At 63.9% G+C, this 16,853-nt stretch carries 18 protein-coding genes and 1 pseudogene; 8 read left to right on the top strand and 11 right to left on the bottom strand.

Features of this window, described 5'->3' with window-relative positions; genetic code table 11:
• Positions 1 to 31: 31 nt before the first annotated feature.
• The 7 genes from FHY02_RS20530 to FHY02_RS20500 form a co-directional block, all read right to left on the bottom strand.
• On the bottom strand, positions 32 to 505 hold the full coding sequence (locus FHY02_RS20530; RefSeq protein ID WP_183925792.1) for a hypothetical protein: 474 nt from the start codon (positions 503 to 505) through the stop codon (positions 32 to 34).
• Positions 506 to 690: 185 nt separating this feature from the next.
• On the bottom strand, positions 691 to 1,281 hold the full coding sequence (locus FHY02_RS20525; protein ID WP_183925790.1) for a phosphatase PAP2 family protein: 591 nt from the start codon (positions 1,279 to 1,281) through the stop codon (positions 691 to 693).
• Between the two features lie 119 nt (positions 1,282 to 1,400).
• The gene (locus FHY02_RS20520) at positions 1,401 to 2,411 is read right to left on the bottom strand and encodes a YncE family protein (RefSeq protein WP_183925788.1); all 1,011 of its coding nucleotides are present in this window, start codon (positions 2,409 to 2,411) and stop codon (positions 1,401 to 1,403) included.
• On the bottom strand, positions 2,408 to 5,482 hold the full coding sequence (locus FHY02_RS20515; RefSeq protein ID WP_183925786.1) for an efflux RND transporter permease subunit: 3,075 nt from the start codon (positions 5,480 to 5,482) through the stop codon (positions 2,408 to 2,410). Before FHY02_RS20515 ends, FHY02_RS20520 begins: the two co-directional genes overlap by 4 nt.
• Complete coding sequence (locus FHY02_RS20510; protein WP_311731897.1) at positions 5,482 to 6,525, bottom strand: efflux RND transporter periplasmic adaptor subunit; 1,044 nt, start codon at positions 6,523 to 6,525, stop codon at positions 5,482 to 5,484. Before FHY02_RS20510 ends, FHY02_RS20515 begins: the two co-directional genes overlap by 1 nt.
• Positions 6,522 to 7,868, bottom strand: coding sequence for a TolC family protein (locus FHY02_RS20505; RefSeq protein ID WP_183925784.1), 1,347 nt, complete (start codon positions 7,866 to 7,868; stop codon positions 6,522 to 6,524). The genes FHY02_RS20510 and FHY02_RS20505 overlap by 4 nt, the downstream gene beginning before the upstream one ends.
• 59 nt (positions 7,869 to 7,927) lie before the next feature.
• Positions 7,928 to 8,242 (bottom strand): PepSY domain-containing protein, encoded by a 315-nt coding sequence (locus tag FHY02_RS20500; protein WP_183925782.1) that lies wholly within the window; start codon positions 8,240 to 8,242, stop codon positions 7,928 to 7,930.
• 124 nt (positions 8,243 to 8,366) lie between these two features.
• Here FHY02_RS20500 and FHY02_RS20495 point away from each other — a divergent pair, with 124 nt between their 5' ends.
• Positions 8,367 to 9,041 carry a response regulator transcription factor gene (locus tag FHY02_RS20495; RefSeq protein ID WP_183925921.1) on the top strand — a complete coding sequence of 225 codons (675 nt, stop codon included), beginning with the start codon at positions 8,367 to 8,369 and terminating at the stop codon, positions 9,039 to 9,041.
• A gap of 49 nt (positions 9,042 to 9,090) precedes the next feature.
• Entirely contained in the window at positions 9,091 to 10,443 is a 1,353-nt protein-coding gene (locus tag FHY02_RS20490; protein WP_260173036.1) for a HAMP domain-containing sensor histidine kinase, read from the top strand.
• Here FHY02_RS20490 and FHY02_RS20485 read toward each other — a convergent pair.
• On the bottom strand, positions 10,404 to 11,207 hold the full coding sequence (locus tag FHY02_RS20485; protein ID WP_221191017.1) for a protein-L-isoaspartate(D-aspartate) O-methyltransferase: 804 nt from the start codon (positions 11,205 to 11,207) through the stop codon (positions 10,404 to 10,406). The genes FHY02_RS20490 and FHY02_RS20485 overlap by 40 nt on opposite strands.
• A gap of 379 nt (positions 11,208 to 11,586) precedes the next feature.
• Positions 11,587 to 12,999, bottom strand: coding sequence for an ISNCY family transposase (locus FHY02_RS20480; RefSeq protein ID WP_183925778.1), 1,413 nt, complete (start codon positions 12,997 to 12,999; stop codon positions 11,587 to 11,589).
• Between the two features lie 197 nt (positions 13,000 to 13,196).
• On the opposite strand from FHY02_RS20480, the gene FHY02_RS20475 reads away from it, so the two are divergent.
• Together FHY02_RS20475 and FHY02_RS20470 are read left to right on the top strand one after the other, a co-directional pair.
• Complete coding sequence (locus tag FHY02_RS20475) at positions 13,197 to 13,454, top strand: hypothetical protein (RefSeq protein ID WP_183925775.1); 258 nt, start codon at positions 13,197 to 13,199, stop codon at positions 13,452 to 13,454.
• Between the two features lie 200 nt (positions 13,455 to 13,654).
• Positions 13,655 to 13,843: a hypothetical protein gene (locus FHY02_RS20470; RefSeq protein ID WP_183925774.1), complete on the top strand. Its 189-nt coding sequence runs from the start codon at positions 13,655 to 13,657 to the stop codon at positions 13,841 to 13,843.
• A gap of 9 nt (positions 13,844 to 13,852) precedes the next feature.
• On the opposite strand, the gene FHY02_RS20465 is transcribed toward FHY02_RS20470, so the two are convergent.
• Positions 13,853 to 14,347 (bottom strand): hypothetical protein, encoded by a 495-nt coding sequence (locus FHY02_RS20465; RefSeq protein WP_183925772.1) that lies wholly within the window; start codon positions 14,345 to 14,347, stop codon positions 13,853 to 13,855.
• A 134-nt stretch (positions 14,348 to 14,481) separates the two neighbouring features.
• Between FHY02_RS20465 and FHY02_RS20460 the strand changes: the two genes are divergently transcribed.
• The 4 genes from FHY02_RS20460 (at position 14,482) to FHY02_RS20445 (ending at position 15,894) form a co-directional block, all read left to right on the top strand.
• The gene (locus FHY02_RS20460; RefSeq protein ID WP_183925770.1) at positions 14,482 to 14,799 is read left to right on the top strand and encodes a hypothetical protein; all 318 of its coding nucleotides are present in this window, start codon (positions 14,482 to 14,484) and stop codon (positions 14,797 to 14,799) included.
• A gap of 102 nt (positions 14,800 to 14,901) precedes the next feature.
• Positions 14,902 to 15,309 (top strand): response regulator, encoded by a 408-nt coding sequence (locus FHY02_RS20455; protein ID WP_183925768.1) that lies wholly within the window; start codon positions 14,902 to 14,904, stop codon positions 15,307 to 15,309.
• A 141-nt stretch (positions 15,310 to 15,450) separates the two neighbouring features.
• Positions 15,451 to 15,615 carry a hypothetical protein gene (locus tag FHY02_RS20450; protein WP_183925766.1) on the top strand — a complete coding sequence of 55 codons (165 nt, stop codon included), beginning with the start codon at positions 15,451 to 15,453 and terminating at the stop codon, positions 15,613 to 15,615.
• Between the two features lie 3 nt (positions 15,616 to 15,618).
• Entirely contained in the window at positions 15,619 to 15,894 is a 276-nt protein-coding gene (locus FHY02_RS20445) for a hypothetical protein (RefSeq protein ID WP_183925764.1), read from the top strand.
• A 243-nt stretch (positions 15,895 to 16,137) separates the two neighbouring features.
• Here FHY02_RS20445 and FHY02_RS22750 read toward each other — a convergent pair.
• Positions 16,138 to 16,853: pseudogene (locus FHY02_RS22750) on the bottom strand (alpha/beta hydrolase); the annotation flags it as partial.

Below are 16,853 nucleotides of genomic sequence, written 5' to 3'. Positions count from 1 at the left end.
GCGCTATCCAGGCGGATCGGATGTGAGAGCATCACGCCGCAGATATCTGCGAAAGTGCAAGACCGTAGGACAAACTGTCGTATGGCGTTGCCGTATACGACGTTTGCGTCCGCGACGTGATGGCGAGCACGTCAGCGTGATCGTCGGGGAACACAACCGCGAGATCAAGTTCGACAGCGGTTCGCACTAGTGAGGAGAGACGCTCAGGCTCGTACGAAACGAGGATCAAGGCATCGAACAAGCTCACATCGAGGTTGGGGGGCAGATCGACTGACGAGAATGCAACGATTGCGTCGATGCCCAGCGCCCTTGCCCAATGCTCGAGCCGGCGCCGGTGTCGACCATAGCCGATCATCGTCAGGCGATCACCCAGCTTCCCGCTGAGCGCAAAGGCCCGGATAGCGGTGACATAGCCCCGGCGATCGCCCGGCTTGCCGATGGCGAGGTAGTGCGTCGGCGGGCATGGTTGCCGACGTGCGCCATCCGGGCCGTCGCCATGTCGCACCAAATGACGGCATCCTTGCGCAGCGAGGTTTGATCCAGTCGGTACAGTTTGGCTTCGGGAGTGCGCAGGATCCATGCCCCGTTGGCTGGGGCAGCTTTCATCTTGCCGGACGTGTCTGCCGGCTCGCTCCGACTGATCGCGCCCACCATGTTCGCGCCAACTTCCAAAGAAACGTGCCAGCCAGCTCACTTGGGTTCGCTCAAGCGCAGCGTCTGCTTGCCGAAGGTTTGTGACCCTCCGCGAATCCGTCGGGCGAAGACCTTTGTAACGGCGGCCGTCCAGCACAAGCCAACTGCCCAGCCAGCTGCAACATCCGTTGGCCAGTGGACGCCAAGGACGATCCGCGACGCACCGATAGCAAACACCAGAAGCATGGCAGCAATTACCGCCAGATCCCATCGACGTCCGCCACCAGCGCCTGCCACAATGGCAATAGCTATCGAGCCATAGACGAAGGCGGAGTCCATGGCGTGTCCGCTTGGAAAGCTTGCAGTCTGAACACGCACGAGATGCGAGACTACCATCGGCCTGGGTCGACCCACCGCCGCCTTGATGGCACTGATGATGACAGCCCCGCCTGCGGTCGTGCATGCGAGGTAGGCGCACCACTGCCAGCGTCGCCTCACCGCGTACACTGCGATCGCGACCGTAGTCGCGATCCACAGGGTGACATTGTTCCCCATCACCGTCACGACACGCGAAATGGCAATCAGCCAACCATGATCGCCGGTGCGCTCGCGCACCCACATGAGAATGGCCGCATCGAGACCCGTCACCCGGCCTGTCATGAAGAGCGACGCGACGACGAGTAGAAGCCCTGCGGCCAGCGCGAGCAGTGCCCCCCCGTTTAGAATCCGTATGGGGACAGTTGCTCGACTTATTCCATGTGGTCCCGTCACGCCGGCTTCACGACCAAGACCTTGAACGTGCCAGGCGTTGCGACCGGGCGGGCGCCAGGTTTGGCCGGCAGGCCAAACGATGCTGTCGGCAAGTAGATGGCACCGCCGTCTGCATCGAGCGCCCCCGTCCGCGCACCCACCGCAGTCTTGATACGGCCCACGCGCTTCACGACGGTGCCTTCGAGTGAAAGAACGTCCAGCACTCCGTCCTTGCCGCAGGGAATGAACGCCAAGCGACGCTGTGAATCCAGAATAACGGCATCTGGGCCTCCGCCGATGTCGACTAGCTGCGAAAGTTTGCGGCTCGAGCCAGTGACGATGGCCGCCTTGCCGTTGGCACACGCAGCAATGAGGCGATCCGTCTTCGCGTCATAGGCGAGGCCAGACGGCTCGGCGCATCCTGGCAGGGCGATCGGCGCGGCGGCCGTGCCACGCCGGATGTCTACAACCTCGATCTCGTTTGCGTCTTCGTCATTGACGAACAGCATACCGTCCGGCGTCAACGCGGCATATTCAAGGCCCGGCTTGAGCTGCACAGTGCGCAACGTCCGCATCGCTGCCGTGTCGATGATCGATACCGAGCCGGCCTTGGCATTCATCACGAAGCCAGTCTTGCCGTCAGCCGAGACGATCGCAGCATCGGGTTTATCGCCGACCGCTACACGACCGAGTTCGCGACCATCGGAGGTTGAAAGAAAGCGGACCGAGGCATCGTCCCCGCTCGTTGCCATGAGGCGCCCGCCGGGAAGCGGTACGACCGCATGACCGTGCGCGATCGTGCCGATCGATCCGACTGCCCGCTCACGTCTGGTATCGATGACGGTGACCGACGTCGACCGGGCGATGTAGAGGCGGTGATCGACTGGATCGACGCGGGCATAGTCCCATCCCCCGCCGTCCGGACCCGAAATGGTAGCCGCGACGCGATACGCCGGCACCGGCGGGGCAGCCCCCGCCGCAGCGAAGGAGGTCAGCGCCAAGGTCGCAGTTGTCAGTACCCTCTTCATTGTGCAGTTCCCTGTGCTGAAATGGCAGGATCATGGTCGGAATGCGGTAGGGTCAGCCGAACGAGGATCGGCATTGCCAGGAGGACGAGCGGATATTGCAGCAACAGGCCGGCGATGATCGCTATCGCGAGCGGCTGCTGGATGCCTGAGCCTTGGCCGATCGCGAGGGCGAGCGGCAGGAGCGTCAGGATCGCCGCCAGCGTCGTCATCGTGATCGGACGCAGGCGGTTGCGGCTTGCCTCGCGCGTCGCGACGACGGGCGGCATGGTGCGGCAGAGTTCCTCAAACTCGGAGACGTAGAAGATCGCCATCTCGGTGCCGATGCCGATGATCATCGTCATGCCCATCAGCGCGGTGATGTTGAGGTCGACGCCGGCGAGCCACAGAGCGGTGAACACGGCCGTGGTCGACAGGAGCGAGCAGCCGATGATGATGACGGGCAGCCAGAACCGCCGGTAAAGCACAAGGAGCAACACCAGCTCGGCGACGAGCGCTGCGCCGAACACCTTGATGAGTCCAGCGAAGGCGATCTGTTGCTGCTGATAGAGACCACCCAGCTCGTAGCGGATGCCGGGTGCCAGTACGCCTGGCTGGTCGAGGGCCTTGGTCACGTCGGCGACGGCCGCACCGATCCCGCGTCCCTGGATACGACCGGTCACGGCCACCATCGGTTCCAGGTTCTCGCGGGCGATCTGCGGTTGTCCGACGACCGCCTCGATGGACGCGACGCGCGACAGCGGGAATACATGGCCATCAGTGGCACGGATGGGTAGTTGCGCAAGCCCGGCCTGGCTGATCGTCATCGCCTGCGGAAGCCGGACGCGCACGTCGATGGCCTTGTCGGGTCGGGCAAGGGATGTGGCGACAGTGCCGCTCAGGGCAGTCGACAGCTGTGTCTCGACGTCTGCGGGTACGACCCCTTCCACGCCGGCGCGAACCGGGTCGACCCGAACATCGAGCGCATCGCCTGCCAGTTGAACGCCGTCCTTCACCTCGACGACGCCGTCGATCTTTTCGATCAGGGCAGCGACCTTCTTCGCCTGGGGGTCGAGCACGGTTGGGTCGGACGAGTAGAGCTTGACCTCGATCGGCTGCGGGACGGCGGTGAGATCGCCGATCAGATCCTCGATGAGTTGCGCGACCTCGACCTGAACGCCTGGCACCTTGACCCCGATCTCGTCGGCGACATCGGCTGCCACTTCTTCGGTCGGGCGGCTGTGGTTCGGCTTAAGCCGGACGAAATAGTCGCCGTGATAGCTCTGGCCGAGATCACCGCCGAGACCGGTGCCCAGCCGCCGCGAGAAGGTCAGGACCTCCGGATTGGCGGCAAGCAGACGGTCGATCTGGCCGACCTGACGCCCGCTCTCGTCCAGCGACGTACCGGGCGAGGTGTAATAGTCCATGACGAAGCCGCCTTCGTCGACCTTTGGCATGAAGCCTGTCGGCACCTTGGAATAGCCAATATACCCGACCGCCAAGAGCGGCACGAGGATGACGATGAGCAGCCACGGCCGGGCTGACAGGCGATCAAGGCCCTTGTCGTGAACCACGGCGAGCCGCCCCTCACCGGCGACGCCGGGATCCTTCCATGTGCGAAAGTCTACCAGCCATCGCACGAGGACTGGCACGACGAAGGCAGTCATCGCCCAGGAGATGGCGAGCGCGGCCGCCATCGTCACTGACAGCGCCTTGGAGAAGGCACCGGTCACACCGGTCAGGAAGGACAGCGGCACGAACACGATCAGCGTCGCCAGGCTCGATCCGGTCAGCGGTGCCATAAACTCGCGCGCGGCCGGGATGACCGCAGCGTTGCCGGCGACATCCCCATCCGGGCTCACCTCGCCGGCGCGGCGGGCGATATGCTCGACCATCACGATGACGTCGTCGATCAGCAACCCGACCGCTGCGGCGATGCCGCCGAGGATCATGATGTTGAAGCTCATGCCGAGGATGCTCAGCACCAGCACCGTGGTCGCCAGCGTTGCCGGCACGACGATGATGGCGACGAGCGTAACGCGCCAGCTGCGCAGAAACAGGAGGAGCACCAGCGCGGCGAGCACGAGGCCGATCAGCACCGCGTCACGAACGCTCGCGACCGATTGGGTCACCAGCTCGCTCTGGTCGTACCAGTTGACGAGCTTTACCCCGGCCGGCAGCCTCACACCCGCCAGCTTCGCCTGCACTTGCCTTGCGATCTGAACCGCGTTGCCGTCCGGCTGTTCGTAGATGTTGAACAGCACCGCAGGCTTTCCGTCCTCGACGATCCGTTGCCAGACGGGCACGGCACCGGTCTGCACGGTGGCGACATCCCGCACCCGAACGACCCCCGCCGCAGCCGCCTTGACGACGATGTCACCTACCTGCGCAGGGCTGGCGACACTGCGATCGGCGATGACGAGCGAGAGTCGACCACGATCCTGGACCTGCCCGACCGCACTCAACACGTTGCCGTTGCGGATGGCGGTCGCAAGATCCGCCATCGCCAGGCCGTAGCTTGCGAGCCGTTGCGGGTCCGCGAGCACCTCGACCTCTGCGGTGTCACCACCCTGAACACCGACCTTCGCAAGGCCGGTGATCGAGGACAGCAGCGGGGTAATCTTAAGTCGTGCGAAGTCCTGGAGCTGGGCTGGATCCGCCGTGTCGGATACCAAGGCGTAGGAGATGATCGGAAAGACGGTCGGGTCCATCCGGCGGACATTGTACTGCGTGCCGGCAGGCAGCGACGGCAGGATCCGGCCGACCGCGGTATCGACGAGCAGCGTGCTCGTGATCATGTCGCGCCCCCAACCGAAGTCGATCGAAATCTGCGCCGTCCCGCGCGCCGTTTCGGAACGGACGTTGTTTACGCCAGGGATGGCGCGGATCGCCTCCTCGACTGGACGGGTGACGGTCAGCGCGGTCTGATCTGCGGGGCGGCTACCGGAATCGAGATCGACGACGACCCGCGGGAACGACACCTGAGGGAAGAGCCCGATCGGCAACGACAACGCTGCGACGATTCCCGCGAGCGCCAACGCCAAGCCGACAAGGACGAAGGCGCGCGACTGGGTGCGCAGGAGCCGCTCTAGCATCAACGGCTCCGGACGGCATCGCCGTCGGTGACCTGATAAGCACCGGAGACGATCAGCGGTAATTGTGGAGACAGTGTGCCATCCACGACGTCGCCCGCGTCCGACGACAGTCTGATGGTGACCGGCACCGCCTTGGCTTTGCCGCTCTGCACCTGAAATATCCTCGGGCGGCCACCGGCGGTCACGACGGCCGCGTGCGGCACGACCCATCCGTTGACCGCGCCAGTGCGGATATCGACCTGCATCGGCTCGCCCGGGAGGAGTGCGCCCGCGGGGAAGGACAGGTCGACGTCGACCATCTTGGTCACGGCATTCAACGCGCCGTCGACCCGCACGACGCGGCCCTCGATCGTACCGCCGCCCGACAAGCGCTTCAGCGACGCCGCTTGCCCGACAACGACCGCGCCGCGCTGCGACGGATCGATCCCGACTGTGACGACAATCCCGCCCGATCGCGCGACCGTCAGGATGGTCGCGCCCGCTGCGGTGCGATCACCCTGGGCAACCGCGACGGCGGTGACGACGCCCGCAAACGGTGCCACGATGGTATGGACAGGGGTGCCAGCTCCCTCGGCGCGCAGCGCAGCGAGCGAGGTCCGTGCGTCGGACACCGCCTTGTCCGCCTGCACCAGCTGATCGGTTGTCGCGAGCTGCTGCGCGAGCAGCTGCGCCGTGCTGGCGCGCGCCTTCTGCGCTGCGGCGAGAGCGCTCACCGCTTGTTCGTAGGTGCTGCGCGAAGTCGGCGCCGTGACGAACATAGCAAGAGCCTGTCCGGCCTTCACGGCGCTACCTGGAGCGACGAACAGTCGCGTCACCTGGCCTGGCTGCGCTTCATTGAATGTCCGGGTGCCGATCTCGGAAGGCGCCACGGAGCCATAAGCCGTGACGATCGCCGGTAGCGCACCCTGGCGGGGTGCGACGGTGTTGACGAGAACGCTGGGCGTCGGGGTATCGCTGGCATCCGGCGCGGGGGATCCGCTGCTGCAAGCCGTGACCAAAAGCAGGAGCAGAGCAGCAGATACTCTTGGATGAGGCGGTATCACCGACCGCTCCCCGCTTGTTCGGCGGAAAAGTCGATCGTTGGCAGGCCCGCGCCGACCAGCGTCTGTATGGCGATCTGACGATCGAACAGCGCGAGTTCCAGGGTCATGATCTCCTCTTCCTTGGCGAAGCGGTTGGAGACGAGGTCGACATAGCCCCGCTCGTCGATATTGGAGGCACCGAACGCCGCCTGTGCCCGGGACGCGGCAATGCGGGCGGCAGGCAGATCGCGACGCGCGATCGCCAGTTGCGCCGCGAGCTGCTTATATTCGCGCAGCAGCGCGCCGACCGTACCGGTAGCGGCCGCTAGCCGCGCAGAATAATCGGCTTGAAGCTGCGCCCGCGTCGCCCGGGCGATCGCGACATTACCCTGGTTGCGATCGAAGATGGGCAAGCCGACCTGCACGTTCGGCCCGCCGTTGATGACCTTCGAACTGTCGCTCGACGCGGAACCGCCAAGAATCAGGTCAGGAAACTGCGACAGGATCGCGACGCGCAATTGCTCGTCAGCGGCTGCATAGCCGAGGCGCAGTGCGAGAAGGTCGGGCCGGCGATCAGGCAGCGTCGCAAGCCCTGTACGGATCGCGGCGGGGTCGAACGGCGGGAGGTCGGGCGCGGTCGCAAGCTGCACGACAGCATCGGGCGTCAAGCCCAGCAGGGCGTTCAGCTGGTGCCGCTGCGAGAGCAACGTCTGGTCGAGCGTGTTGAGCGACGTGCGCGCCGCCTGAAGAGCGACACGGTCCGGGGCGACGGTGACGAGCGTCACGGTTCTGGCAGCGAGGGCGCGCTCGAGCTTGCCGTTGCGATCGGACAGGAGGTCGTAGGCCGCGACATAGGTCGGGCGGCTGCGCGTGCCGATGATGATGTCGGTGGCAAGCTGGCGCGCCTGTCCGGCAACCTGCCATTCCTGCCAGACGAGATCGGCCGCGACCTGCCGGGTGCTGGCGGTGGCAGCGCGGCGTCGCGCGCGATAGGTGACGAGGCTCTTGATGTCCTGTGCCAGTCCCAAATTCCAGGCCGAGACAGTGCCTGCCCCCGAAAGCAGAGGCAGGAAAGCGCCCGACAGGGACGGATTGGCGAGGATCGAGGCTTGCGTGGCCTGCCCCTCGGCAATGCCCCGCTTCAGGCGCGCCGCGCGAAGATCCGGGTTGTTTGCCAGCGCCAACGTCACGACGTCACTGACTGATAACGCTCCATGAACTTCCGCTGCACCCTGCCGCGCGCCGACAGACGGCGCGAGCGGTATGTCTCGCGGGAGCGGAAGCGCGGTATAATGCGCGCATCCCGCCAGCAACGCTGCGAGCAAAATGGGCTGGACGCCCTTCCTGGCCCCCCTGATCAGCATGCTTCTGTCGCGCCTCCTGGCCGGTGACGCTGGCCAATGCGTCGGCATCTCGATGTTGGTCAGTCCGGGTTTTTGCCTTCGGCAACATTCTCGAGGATCACGCCGCTTCGCGCGTCGATTCCGACCTCGTAAGGCTTGCCGTGGCTGGTGATATCAAAGGAATAGCGCAGGCCGCTGCCGCCCTTCTCCCGTTCCAGCTCCTGATCGGTGATCGTGCCGGGACGCGCCTTGAGTGCGGTCTGCCGTGCCATGGCGAGAGAGACCTTCGCCTGAGCGGCGTACTGGTGTCCCTTCAGGTTCGTTGGTGCCGCGGCGGCTGACCCGCTCATCGCCGCGACGGACAGCAGACCCAGCATCAATCGCACGTCTTTCATGACACACATTCCTTGGGGCAGATTACAGCGTGCCCTTCTAGGAGCGGCAACCTTCGCCGCAGGTGAGGACAAGATTGATTATGCCCAACTTGCCGTCTCCGGCGCGAAACCGGATCATCAGCTAATGAAGCTCCTGTTGCTTGAAGACGATACCGGGACGCGTGAGGACCTGGAGCGCGTACTGAGCAGCGCAGGCCATGTCGTCGACGCCTGTACGACCGGGCAGGACGCGATCTTCCTGGCATCTTCCAGCGAATACGCCGTTCTGATCCTTGACCGGATGGTGCCGGGCATCGCTGGCCTGCCGGCGCTCAAGGCCATCCGGGCGGCAGGGATACGGACACCTGCGCTGTTCCTCACGGCCATGAACGGCGTCGAGGACCGGGTCGAAGGGCTCGAGGCCGGCGCCGACGACTACCTGGCAAAACCGTTCGCGGCGACCGAACTGCTCGCCCGGATCAATGCGCTTGCGCGGCGCCCCCCGATCTCGGACGTCGCCGCCACGATTGCGGTCGGCGACCTGGTTCTCGACCGCATCCGCCGCAACGTGACGCGCGCCGGTCAGCGAGTGGATTTGCAGGCGCAGGAACTGAAACTGCTTGAATATCTGATGCTGCACGCAGGCGAGGTGGTGACCCGCACAATGCTCCTCGAAAATGTCTGGTCGTTTCACTTTGATCCCAAGACCAACATCATCGAGAGCCACATGAGCCGGTTGCGCGCCAAGGTCGATCGCGGCTTCGGACGTGAACTGATCCAGACGGTTCGGGGCGCTGGATACCGGATCGATGCGGGTTAGGTCGCGCATCCCGGCCGCGTTCGGGAGCGCGGCCTTTCGCTTCGCCTTAATGCTGGCGGTCGTCGTGGCGCTCGGCGCAGGCGCCCTGTTGCTCACCGTGGAGAGGCAGATCGGTTATTACGCCCGAGAAGCCAGTGATGGGATGCTTCGGGCGGAATCGTCGGTTCTGGCCGCGGAATATGCCGATCTGGGTCTCTCGGGACTGACGGATGCCATCGCCCGGCACAGGGGTAGCGACGCGGATCCGCCCTATCGATATCTCCTGACCGACAAAACGGGACACCGGCTATCCGGCGACCTGCCGCTGCAAGCCGCCAGGATCGGTCAGGCAAGCGTTACGGTGCCCGAGGATTTCGACGGCACGCGACATGTCGAACGTCTCGCAACGAGGGTAACGCAACTGCCTGACGGGTTGCTGCTCGTCGTGGCCACCGACAGCTTCGATGTTCAGCAGTTACGCCACCGGCTTGGACGCTTCACGATCTGGAGTGGGATCGCCATCGCTGCCTTCGCATTGATCGGCGGGTATCTGGTGGGGCGCGTCTTCCTGCGTCGGCTCGCAACGGTCAATCGCTCCATCGACCGGATCATCGATGGGGACAGCGCGGAACGGCTCCCGATGATCGGGTTTGGTCCGGAGTTCGACGACCTAACCCGCAACCTCAATCGCATGCTCGAGCGGAAGGACGCGGCGATGGAGGCTCTGCGGCAGGTGTCGACGGATATCGCGCACGATCTGCGCACGCCACTTACCCGCCTCCATCAGCGGCTCGAACGATTGCAGGCGTCAGGTGCCGGCGATCCCGACAGTATCGACGCGGCCGTCGAGCAGACCAACGGACTGCTCGCGACGTTCGAGGCCCTGCTGCGGATCGGGTCGATCGAGGGAGGTGTCGGGCGACGTCGCTTCGCTCCCGTCGACCTGTCCGAACTGCTCGATCGTATCCATGCGGCTTATTTGCCCGTGGTCGAGGACTCCGGGCAGACGTTCATTGCTCACCATGCCGCAGGAGTCACCGTCATCGGCGACCCCGACCTTCTCGCGCAGCTTTTCACCAATTTGATCGAGAACGCGATCGTCCACACTCCGCCCGGAACGCATATCGTCTCTCGCCTGCATATCGTTGGTGCCGAAGCAGTGGCGGAAATATGCGACAACGGTCCCGGCATTCCCTTCGATGAACGTGAGAAGGTGTTTCGACGCTTCTACCGGCGGGATGCCAGTCGCAACACAGAAGGCGCGGGGCTTGGCTTGGCACTCGTGGCTGCGATTGCCGCCCTGCATCAGGCGGACTGCACCATCCCTGACGGTGCAATGGGTCTATGCGTCCGGCTCACTTTCCATCGGTCGTCTGCAATAGATCAGGTGACCGATGCCCCGAAGCACCATGACTTACCATGATCACCGATACCTGGACGATCGGGCGCATACCCACGTCCCGTTAGGGGCACGAACATTGCCCAACCCAGCGAACACGCGACGACACTACCGTCACCCTGCTTTGTAAAGACCTCTAGCCGCTCGGTCGCCGTGGAGGGGCCAATCGGCATCACCAGACGGCCGCCTATCCGCAATTGCTCGAGTAGCGGCGCTGGAACGCTCGCAGAACCGGCGGTAACGATCACCGCGTCGAAGGGCGCTCGTTCGGGCCAGCCCGCAAAGCCGTCTCCGACCCGGGCATGGACATTTCGATAGCCGCGCCGGCGCAAGGCCGTGGCTGCCTGGCGCGCCAGCTGCGGGACGATTTCGATCGTCGAGACCTCTGCACCCAGCTCGGCCAGGATCGCGGCCTGGTAGCCGGAGCCAGTCCCGACCTCCAGAACGCGAGACTTGCGCCGCACTTGCACTGCGGCCGTCATGATCGCCATGACGTAAGGATCGGAAATCGTCTGCTGCCACCCGATTTCCAACGGTGCCCCGATGTAGGCTTGCGGCTTGTCAGCGCGGGGTACGAAATCCTCGCGTGGAAGCTTTGCCTCGACTGCAACCGCTGCTCGAAAAAAGGGATCATCTCGCAGTGCCGGAACGTCAGCAACCGCTGCCTTGATCGAGCTGATCATTCGCGCACGCTCGCCTGTTCGGTCCGGTGCGGAGAACGCGATGGCCGCTGAAGCACCCGTCAGGCAAACCAGACCCAGAAAAGTCTTCATCAGCACGCCGATCATGGCTCCATCAGCGACCGCCGGCCCACCGCCAACACAGATCGGCGGTGCCAGCTCGCGAACGTGCTTAATTCCGACGAGATTACGCCACGATCGCAGCGGCTATGAGATTTACCAATGTTTGAGAGCTCACCGATCGGTAAGCGCATCGAGGTGACCGCTCGACGCATTCTCGATTGGGAAGCCATAGCGGGACGGTTTTCCTGCTAATCGCGCCGAGAGGCGGTCGGAGCATCGGCTTTCCCAAAATCTGTTCCCGCTTGCTTCTTCCCGAAACTGGCCTTTGAGGATGGGGAAACGGGAATGGTCGGGCTGAACGGATGGCCGCTTCCGAGAAGGGCGATAGCACGCCTGAGCGGCCGAGTTTGGGCGCTTTCGAACGCTAGCGGGCGTACTCGCCAAGGCCGCGTGCCACCAGCTCCTCGTTGGAGAGGCGAGGGGCGCGCTTCAGCTTTGGCGTGCCCAGCCTGCGCCGGTCAACCTTGCCGGCAGCAGGGGAGGGGCGGGCAAAGACGCCGATGGAGCCGGAGCTGCGCGCCGGCTCGCTGTTGTTGCGCTTGGTATGGTGCGGCGTCGCTGCCTGGATAGCCTGAGCCATGGCAAGGGCGGCACCCAGGTGCTTGTTGTCGACAATGGCGGCCTGGTTCACCCGGCGCATCTTGTCGAACACACGGTAGGGCAGCACGCGCTCGCCGTGGCGGATCTCAATGCGGCCGTCTGGGTACTCGCAGACATGGACGCGCTTGCGCGCGAGCGAGCGGGTGAGGGGCGTCGGCTCGAGGATGAACATCGCCTTGTTAAAGTGCAGCGCCAGGGAGGCGGTCACTGTGCGCTCCTCACGCCACACCATCTCCGCCTCGACGTTCTCGTGCGCGGCAAGCGGGCGATGTACGTCGCGCGAGTCGGCCGGGGCACAGGCAAAGCGCGCATTGTGCCGGGCGACATAGGAGGGGAGGAAGGCGTTGGCTTCGTCGATGGACGAAATGCCGGCGAGCCGCATCGCCTTGACCAAACGGTCCTGCAGCGTGCCGTTGGCGCGCTCGACACGCCCCTTAGCCTGCGGCGAGTTGGCGCAGATGATCTCGACCCCGAGCTTGTCCAACGCCCGGCCGAGATGCGTCATACCGTCGCTGTCAGCGGTCGCGTTGTTGTTCCGGAAGACGCTGTGCTTGTCCGAGTAGAAGGCCACCGGCTTGCCATGGCGCTCAAGGTAGCTGCGGGTCGCGCGCATGTAGGAGAAGGCGCTTTCGCTCTCCGCCATCTCGAGGTGCATGAGCTCGCTGGTGGCATCGTCGATGTAGACCAGCAGCGTGCAGCGCGAGCCGCGGCCCTCGAACCAGTCGTGGTCCGACTCGTCGACCTGCACCAGCTCGCCGCGACACTCGCGCCGGTAGCGCGACTGGTGTAGTCGGGCTCGCTTCGCGACCTTGGCCTTCCACACGCCCGCTGCCATCAGCATCTGCCGCAGCGTCTCGCGCGAGAGCGTGATCCCATGCTGCTCGGCGAGGTACTCGCACGCCAGCGTCGGGCCGAAGTCGGCGTAGCGCTCGCGCACGATGCCAACGACTTGGTCGCGAAAGGCCTCGCTGAACCGCCTGTTGCTCGGCCGCCCACGCTTGCGGGACACGAGGCCGGCGGCACCTTCCTGTCGGAGGCGCTTGAGCAGGCGGTACAGCTGGCTGCGCTGCAGCCCCAGCAGCGCCATGGCATCGACCGGCCGGATCTCACCTCGGTCGAGCCGCTTCAGCGTATCGAACCGGCTCACTTCGGCAGCACTCATCGTCAGCACCGTCATCGCTCACACATCCTCGATGTCCGAGGATGGTTATGGCACCGGAGGCCCGCTGCAGAACGGCTGTGCCTTTTCTAAATAGCGGGAGTGTGCCATTTGTACGTTGCGTCTACATGGCGCCTACACGCAGCCAGATCGATAATATACCTTATGTTAAATAGAGGACGTGTCTTATGAGGTTCGGGACAACGCTCTATAGCATGACGATGCTTGTGGCATCAATCAATCTTGTTGCCGCTTTCCTACTGACGTTCATCCGCGCGCGAACGTTCCATCACCTTGTCATTGGTGTCGTGCCCGCGCTAGGCGCGTTTGCCTTTGCGCTGGCGTCGCTGCTGCTCGATGATGAGATGCAGGCCGGTGTGGCTCAGGTCATCGCGCTGGCCCTGCTGGGCGTATCGGCGACCTTGGCGCGCAAGCTTCCGCCTAGAACCGACCTCTTCGGCGGCAAACGCTGAAACGAAAACAGGGCCGAAGCCGATAGCAGCGGCCCCGACCCCGTCATCCAAAGGATCCTCCGTCGAAAACGGCGGATGGACTGGAAGAACGCAGGCGCGTCGAATCCGGTCCGCTCGCTTTGCTATACCGATCCGGCTCAACAATCCATGAACGCCAGCGCATGCCGGCGCCCCATCGTTGCACCACCAAGGATTACGCCATGAGCATCATCGCACCCGCCGCGCGCACGCTGGCCTCGTTCGACAATGCCTATGCGGTTGCGGTGCAGCTGCGCGAGGCCACGGGCGTCAATCAATTCGTCGTACGCACCGCCAACCCGATCCAGCCTTTCCGCGTCTCGCGTCTTCGGCCGCAGGCGCCCGAGACGATGCTCGCCCGGGTCGCCTGACAGCCGCGATCAGTCGGCCGCGGAGACCCGCGTCATCAACTGCGCTGCAGTCACGCCCTCGCACAGCGCCTCGTCGGTCACGTACCGGATCGCCAGCTTCTCTTTGCTGATGACGCGAGCCATGCGCGCGCGGCGATATGTCAGGCTCTTGAGCCACGCGAGATCCTCGAGCGCGAGCTCGAGCGGTGTAGAGTCCAGCAGGTGCCAGATCCGCATCTGATACGGGCTCTGGTCCTTCAGGATGTCGGCCAGGTCCTCATAGCCGCGGCCCTGCTCGACACCGTTGCTGAGATCCATCGCAAGCGCGGCGAACGCCTCCTCGAGCTGGCACACCGATAGGTACGCCACGTCTAGGCCGATCCCGACCGTCGCGCCGGCCATGACCCGACGATCCACCGACAGCTCGCGATCGTTCAGCGCGTCCTTAAGCGGCAGATCGTAATCGTAGCCGCGCATCGCATCCTTCAACTTCATGGCCGTCCTCCTGAGGCGCGCATTGAACATAACGTGAACGGGGTGCGCAAGTCCTTTTCTTATCATCCGTGCACACGATGATGCTTTTGCGGCTAAGGCGCGCGCCGGCTTGACCACCGTGGAAGCATCCGACCAATGTTTCGTCAAAAGCAAGGGATGTACGCATGACAATCGTCTTGACCGGCGTCACGCTGATCGCTCTGGCGATTGGTTTATGGAATGCGGTCGCCACTTTCCGGCATGCTTCGCAGCATCATGACTGGCGCACCGACCGAACGGGCCTCCCGCAGGCAGCGAACGGCAGCCAGCTGCTCATCCTGGGAAGCGCAGCCTCCATCTCGATGATTGTCCTTCTGGTAGCCCAGGCGCCGACCAATGCTCTCCTCGCGGTTCTGTGCGGTTGGTCGGCCGCTTTCGCACTGCTGGCAGTGCGCAACCGGCGACGCTCCTACGCCTGGTTCGTCGGTCACGATCGCGCCTGACGGCTGGACGTGGCACGTTCCGGCCTCTCGGCGAGGCAACGCCATATGCTGCAATTTTGGGGGATGCCGGGCCCTTATGTGATTTCAGGCGGTTGGTGACGGATGAAAGCCTCAACAAACCCGTACGCGATCGTCGTAGATGACGATCCTCTCATCCTCATGGATGTCTGTGGGATCCTCGAAGATGCCGGGTTTCGCACCCATGAAGCCGATCATGGTGACGCTGCGATCCTCATGCTCCCAAAGTTCGCTCACACCATCACCCTCCTTTTTTCCGACGTCGATATGCCCGGTGATACCGATGGCTTCGCGCTCGCGCGTCACGTCGCCGAGACCTATCCCTGGATCGAGATCGTCATCGCCAGCGGCCGACTTCGGCCTGAGGACGGAGACATGCCTGAGAAGGCGACGTTCCTCTCGAAGCCGTTCAGCGCAACGACCGTCCACGGCCATCTGCGCCAGACCCTTCCCGACGGGAAGAAGCCGGAGCCGTTGAAGACCGGCGTCTGATCGGAGGCGATCCGGCTTGGCTTCAATCCTGTAACAGGTATGATCGGAATGAACCCACTGGGATGCACGATCATGGCTGGACCTGACAGAGCACGTCTCGCTTCTCCCAACACCACCCGTCGGGAGCACCGCAAAGCCATCATGAACCTCGTCGACACGGCCTACTGGTTCGCGGTCGTCGCCTTGCTCATCTACGCAGACGTCGACCCGTGGGTGTGGGGAGCGTCCGCCATTGTCTTCGTTCCAATCTACGTCATTGGGCTCGGCTATCTGCGTGCGCGCCTCGGCGTGCTGCGAAGCAGCTGACCCATGCGGCGAAGAGCGTTCTTCGGCATCGGGACGGGCCTCGCCTGCGCTTGCGTCGCTGTCGCCATGTTGTGCTTCGTCAACGTGACACCCGTCTCGTTATCCGAGGAGCGCGCCGCCCAGGTGCTGGCTCGCGCAGGACCTCACGGTGCCGCTGCCTATAAGGCAGCATGGATTGATGGCCGCCTCACCCGCAACGATATGCGCAACCTGCGCGAGCAGGCTGGACGCGACATCGACGCGTGGATCGCCTCCGACACCGGGCGCAAGGTTAGCTAAATCGCAGCGTTTCCGGTTTTGCGCTTGCGAACGGTCCTTCGCAGATGCAGCATGCTCGGGCCTTTCAGGCATCCTCTCCTAGACTTTCAGGGGTCGGCTCGCCGGCCCCTATTTTTGTCTGCCGATCGCACCGGGCAACGCTGCAAAAGCTTAATCGCGCCCACGAGCGCGCTCCGACGCTTCAAGCGGCGGTCGAGTTGTGAGGTCAGCTGGTCGAATCGTAAGCACCTCTCCCACCGAGCTTCAGCGATTATGCCGTGCACGCGCTTTGGTGACGACGTCTATCACGGCGGAAACTACGATGTCAGGATGCTCCAACTGGAGATAATGTCCCGCGTCATCAACTTGGCGGCGCTCGCCTGAGCTCGAAAGGGCGGCGAGTTCCATATGCCCCTTCGACACTTCCTCTTGCTCTCGAGCTATGTCCGCGCGCGCTTCATCGGACGCGCCCTCTGGTGCGACGAAGCTACGGCTAGCGCTCAAGACGATCAACGGAATAGCACCATAGTCCCTCTTCGCATTGATCGCGAGCCTCGTGTCTCTCGTGACGTTTTCGAGTAGCGAGGCGGTGGTGCGCATGCGAGCGGCGCTACGATCCAATCGAGCAAGCTTGCTTGAAACTGCAGGCGGCACTTCGGACCCGTATTGCGTGCAATCTGGTGCTCTACCAGGCTGTTGCTCGAGCGCATCAGCACAGGCGCGCCGTTGTGCCACAAACGCAGCCAAGAACCTGTCGTTTGTCGTCGAGGCTTCTGGCGCCACGCGTTTCAACCGAGATGCTTGGCCGGGGATGCTCGGGTCTACAAAAACGATGCCTTCTACGCGCGCTTTATGGCGATCTGCAAACAGCATTGTCTCATAGGCCTGACGTGACCCCCGTTTCTTCATCCACTTGGAACTAGAGGCCGGCCCCTCGAAGGGACGGACGGAATGAAACGGAAGCAGTTTTCGGAAGAGCA

This window comes from Sphingomonas sp. BK069, assembly GCF_014193405.1.
In the GTDB taxonomy this organism is placed as follows: Bacteria; Pseudomonadota; Alphaproteobacteria; order Sphingomonadales; family Sphingomonadaceae; genus Sphingomonas.
This window is presented reverse-complemented; position numbering and strand designations above follow the sequence as displayed.

Excerpts from the sequence above, each read along its gene's own strand:
- FHY02_RS20480 (WP_183925778.1), bottom strand. The coding sequence starts at position 12,999 with ATGACGGTGCTGACGATGAGTGCTGCCGAAGTGAGCCGGTTCGATACG.
- FHY02_RS20495 (WP_183925921.1), top strand. The coding sequence starts at position 8,367 with ATGAAGCTCCTGTTGCTTGAAGACGATACCGGGACGCGTGAGGACCTG.
- FHY02_RS20515 (WP_183925786.1), bottom strand. The coding sequence starts at position 5,482 with ATGCTAGAGCGGCTCCTGCGCACCCAGTCGCGCGCCTTCGTCCTTGTC.
- FHY02_RS20455 (WP_183925768.1), top strand. The coding sequence starts at position 14,902 with ATGAAAGCCTCAACAAACCCGTACGCGATCGTCGTAGATGACGATCCT.
- FHY02_RS20485 (WP_221191017.1), bottom strand. The coding sequence starts at position 11,207 with ATGATCGGCGTGCTGATGAAGACTTTTCTGGGTCTGGTTTGCCTGACG.
- FHY02_RS20490 (WP_260173036.1), top strand. The coding sequence starts at position 9,091 with ATGCTGGCGGTCGTCGTGGCGCTCGGCGCAGGCGCCCTGTTGCTCACC.
- FHY02_RS20465 (WP_183925772.1), bottom strand. The coding sequence starts at position 14,347 with ATGTTCAATGCGCGCCTCAGGAGGACGGCCATGAAGTTGAAGGATGCG.
- FHY02_RS20475 (WP_183925775.1), top strand. The coding sequence starts at position 13,197 with ATGACGATGCTTGTGGCATCAATCAATCTTGTTGCCGCTTTCCTACTG.
- FHY02_RS20450 (WP_183925766.1), top strand. The coding sequence starts at position 15,451 with ATGAACCTCGTCGACACGGCCTACTGGTTCGCGGTCGTCGCCTTGCTC.
- FHY02_RS20470 (WP_183925774.1), top strand. The coding sequence starts at position 13,655 with ATGAGCATCATCGCACCCGCCGCGCGCACGCTGGCCTCGTTCGACAAT.
- FHY02_RS20505 (WP_183925784.1), bottom strand. The coding sequence starts at position 7,868 with ATGCTGATCAGGGGGGCCAGGAAGGGCGTCCAGCCCATTTTGCTCGCA.
- FHY02_RS20460 (WP_183925770.1), top strand. The coding sequence starts at position 14,482 with ATGACAATCGTCTTGACCGGCGTCACGCTGATCGCTCTGGCGATTGGT.
- FHY02_RS20445 (WP_183925764.1), top strand. The coding sequence starts at position 15,619 with ATGCGGCGAAGAGCGTTCTTCGGCATCGGGACGGGCCTCGCCTGCGCT.
- FHY02_RS20500 (WP_183925782.1), bottom strand. The coding sequence starts at position 8,242 with ATGAAAGACGTGCGATTGATGCTGGGTCTGCTGTCCGTCGCGGCGATG.
- FHY02_RS20520 (WP_183925788.1), bottom strand. The coding sequence starts at position 2,411 with ATGAAGAGGGTACTGACAACTGCGACCTTGGCGCTGACCTCCTTCGCT.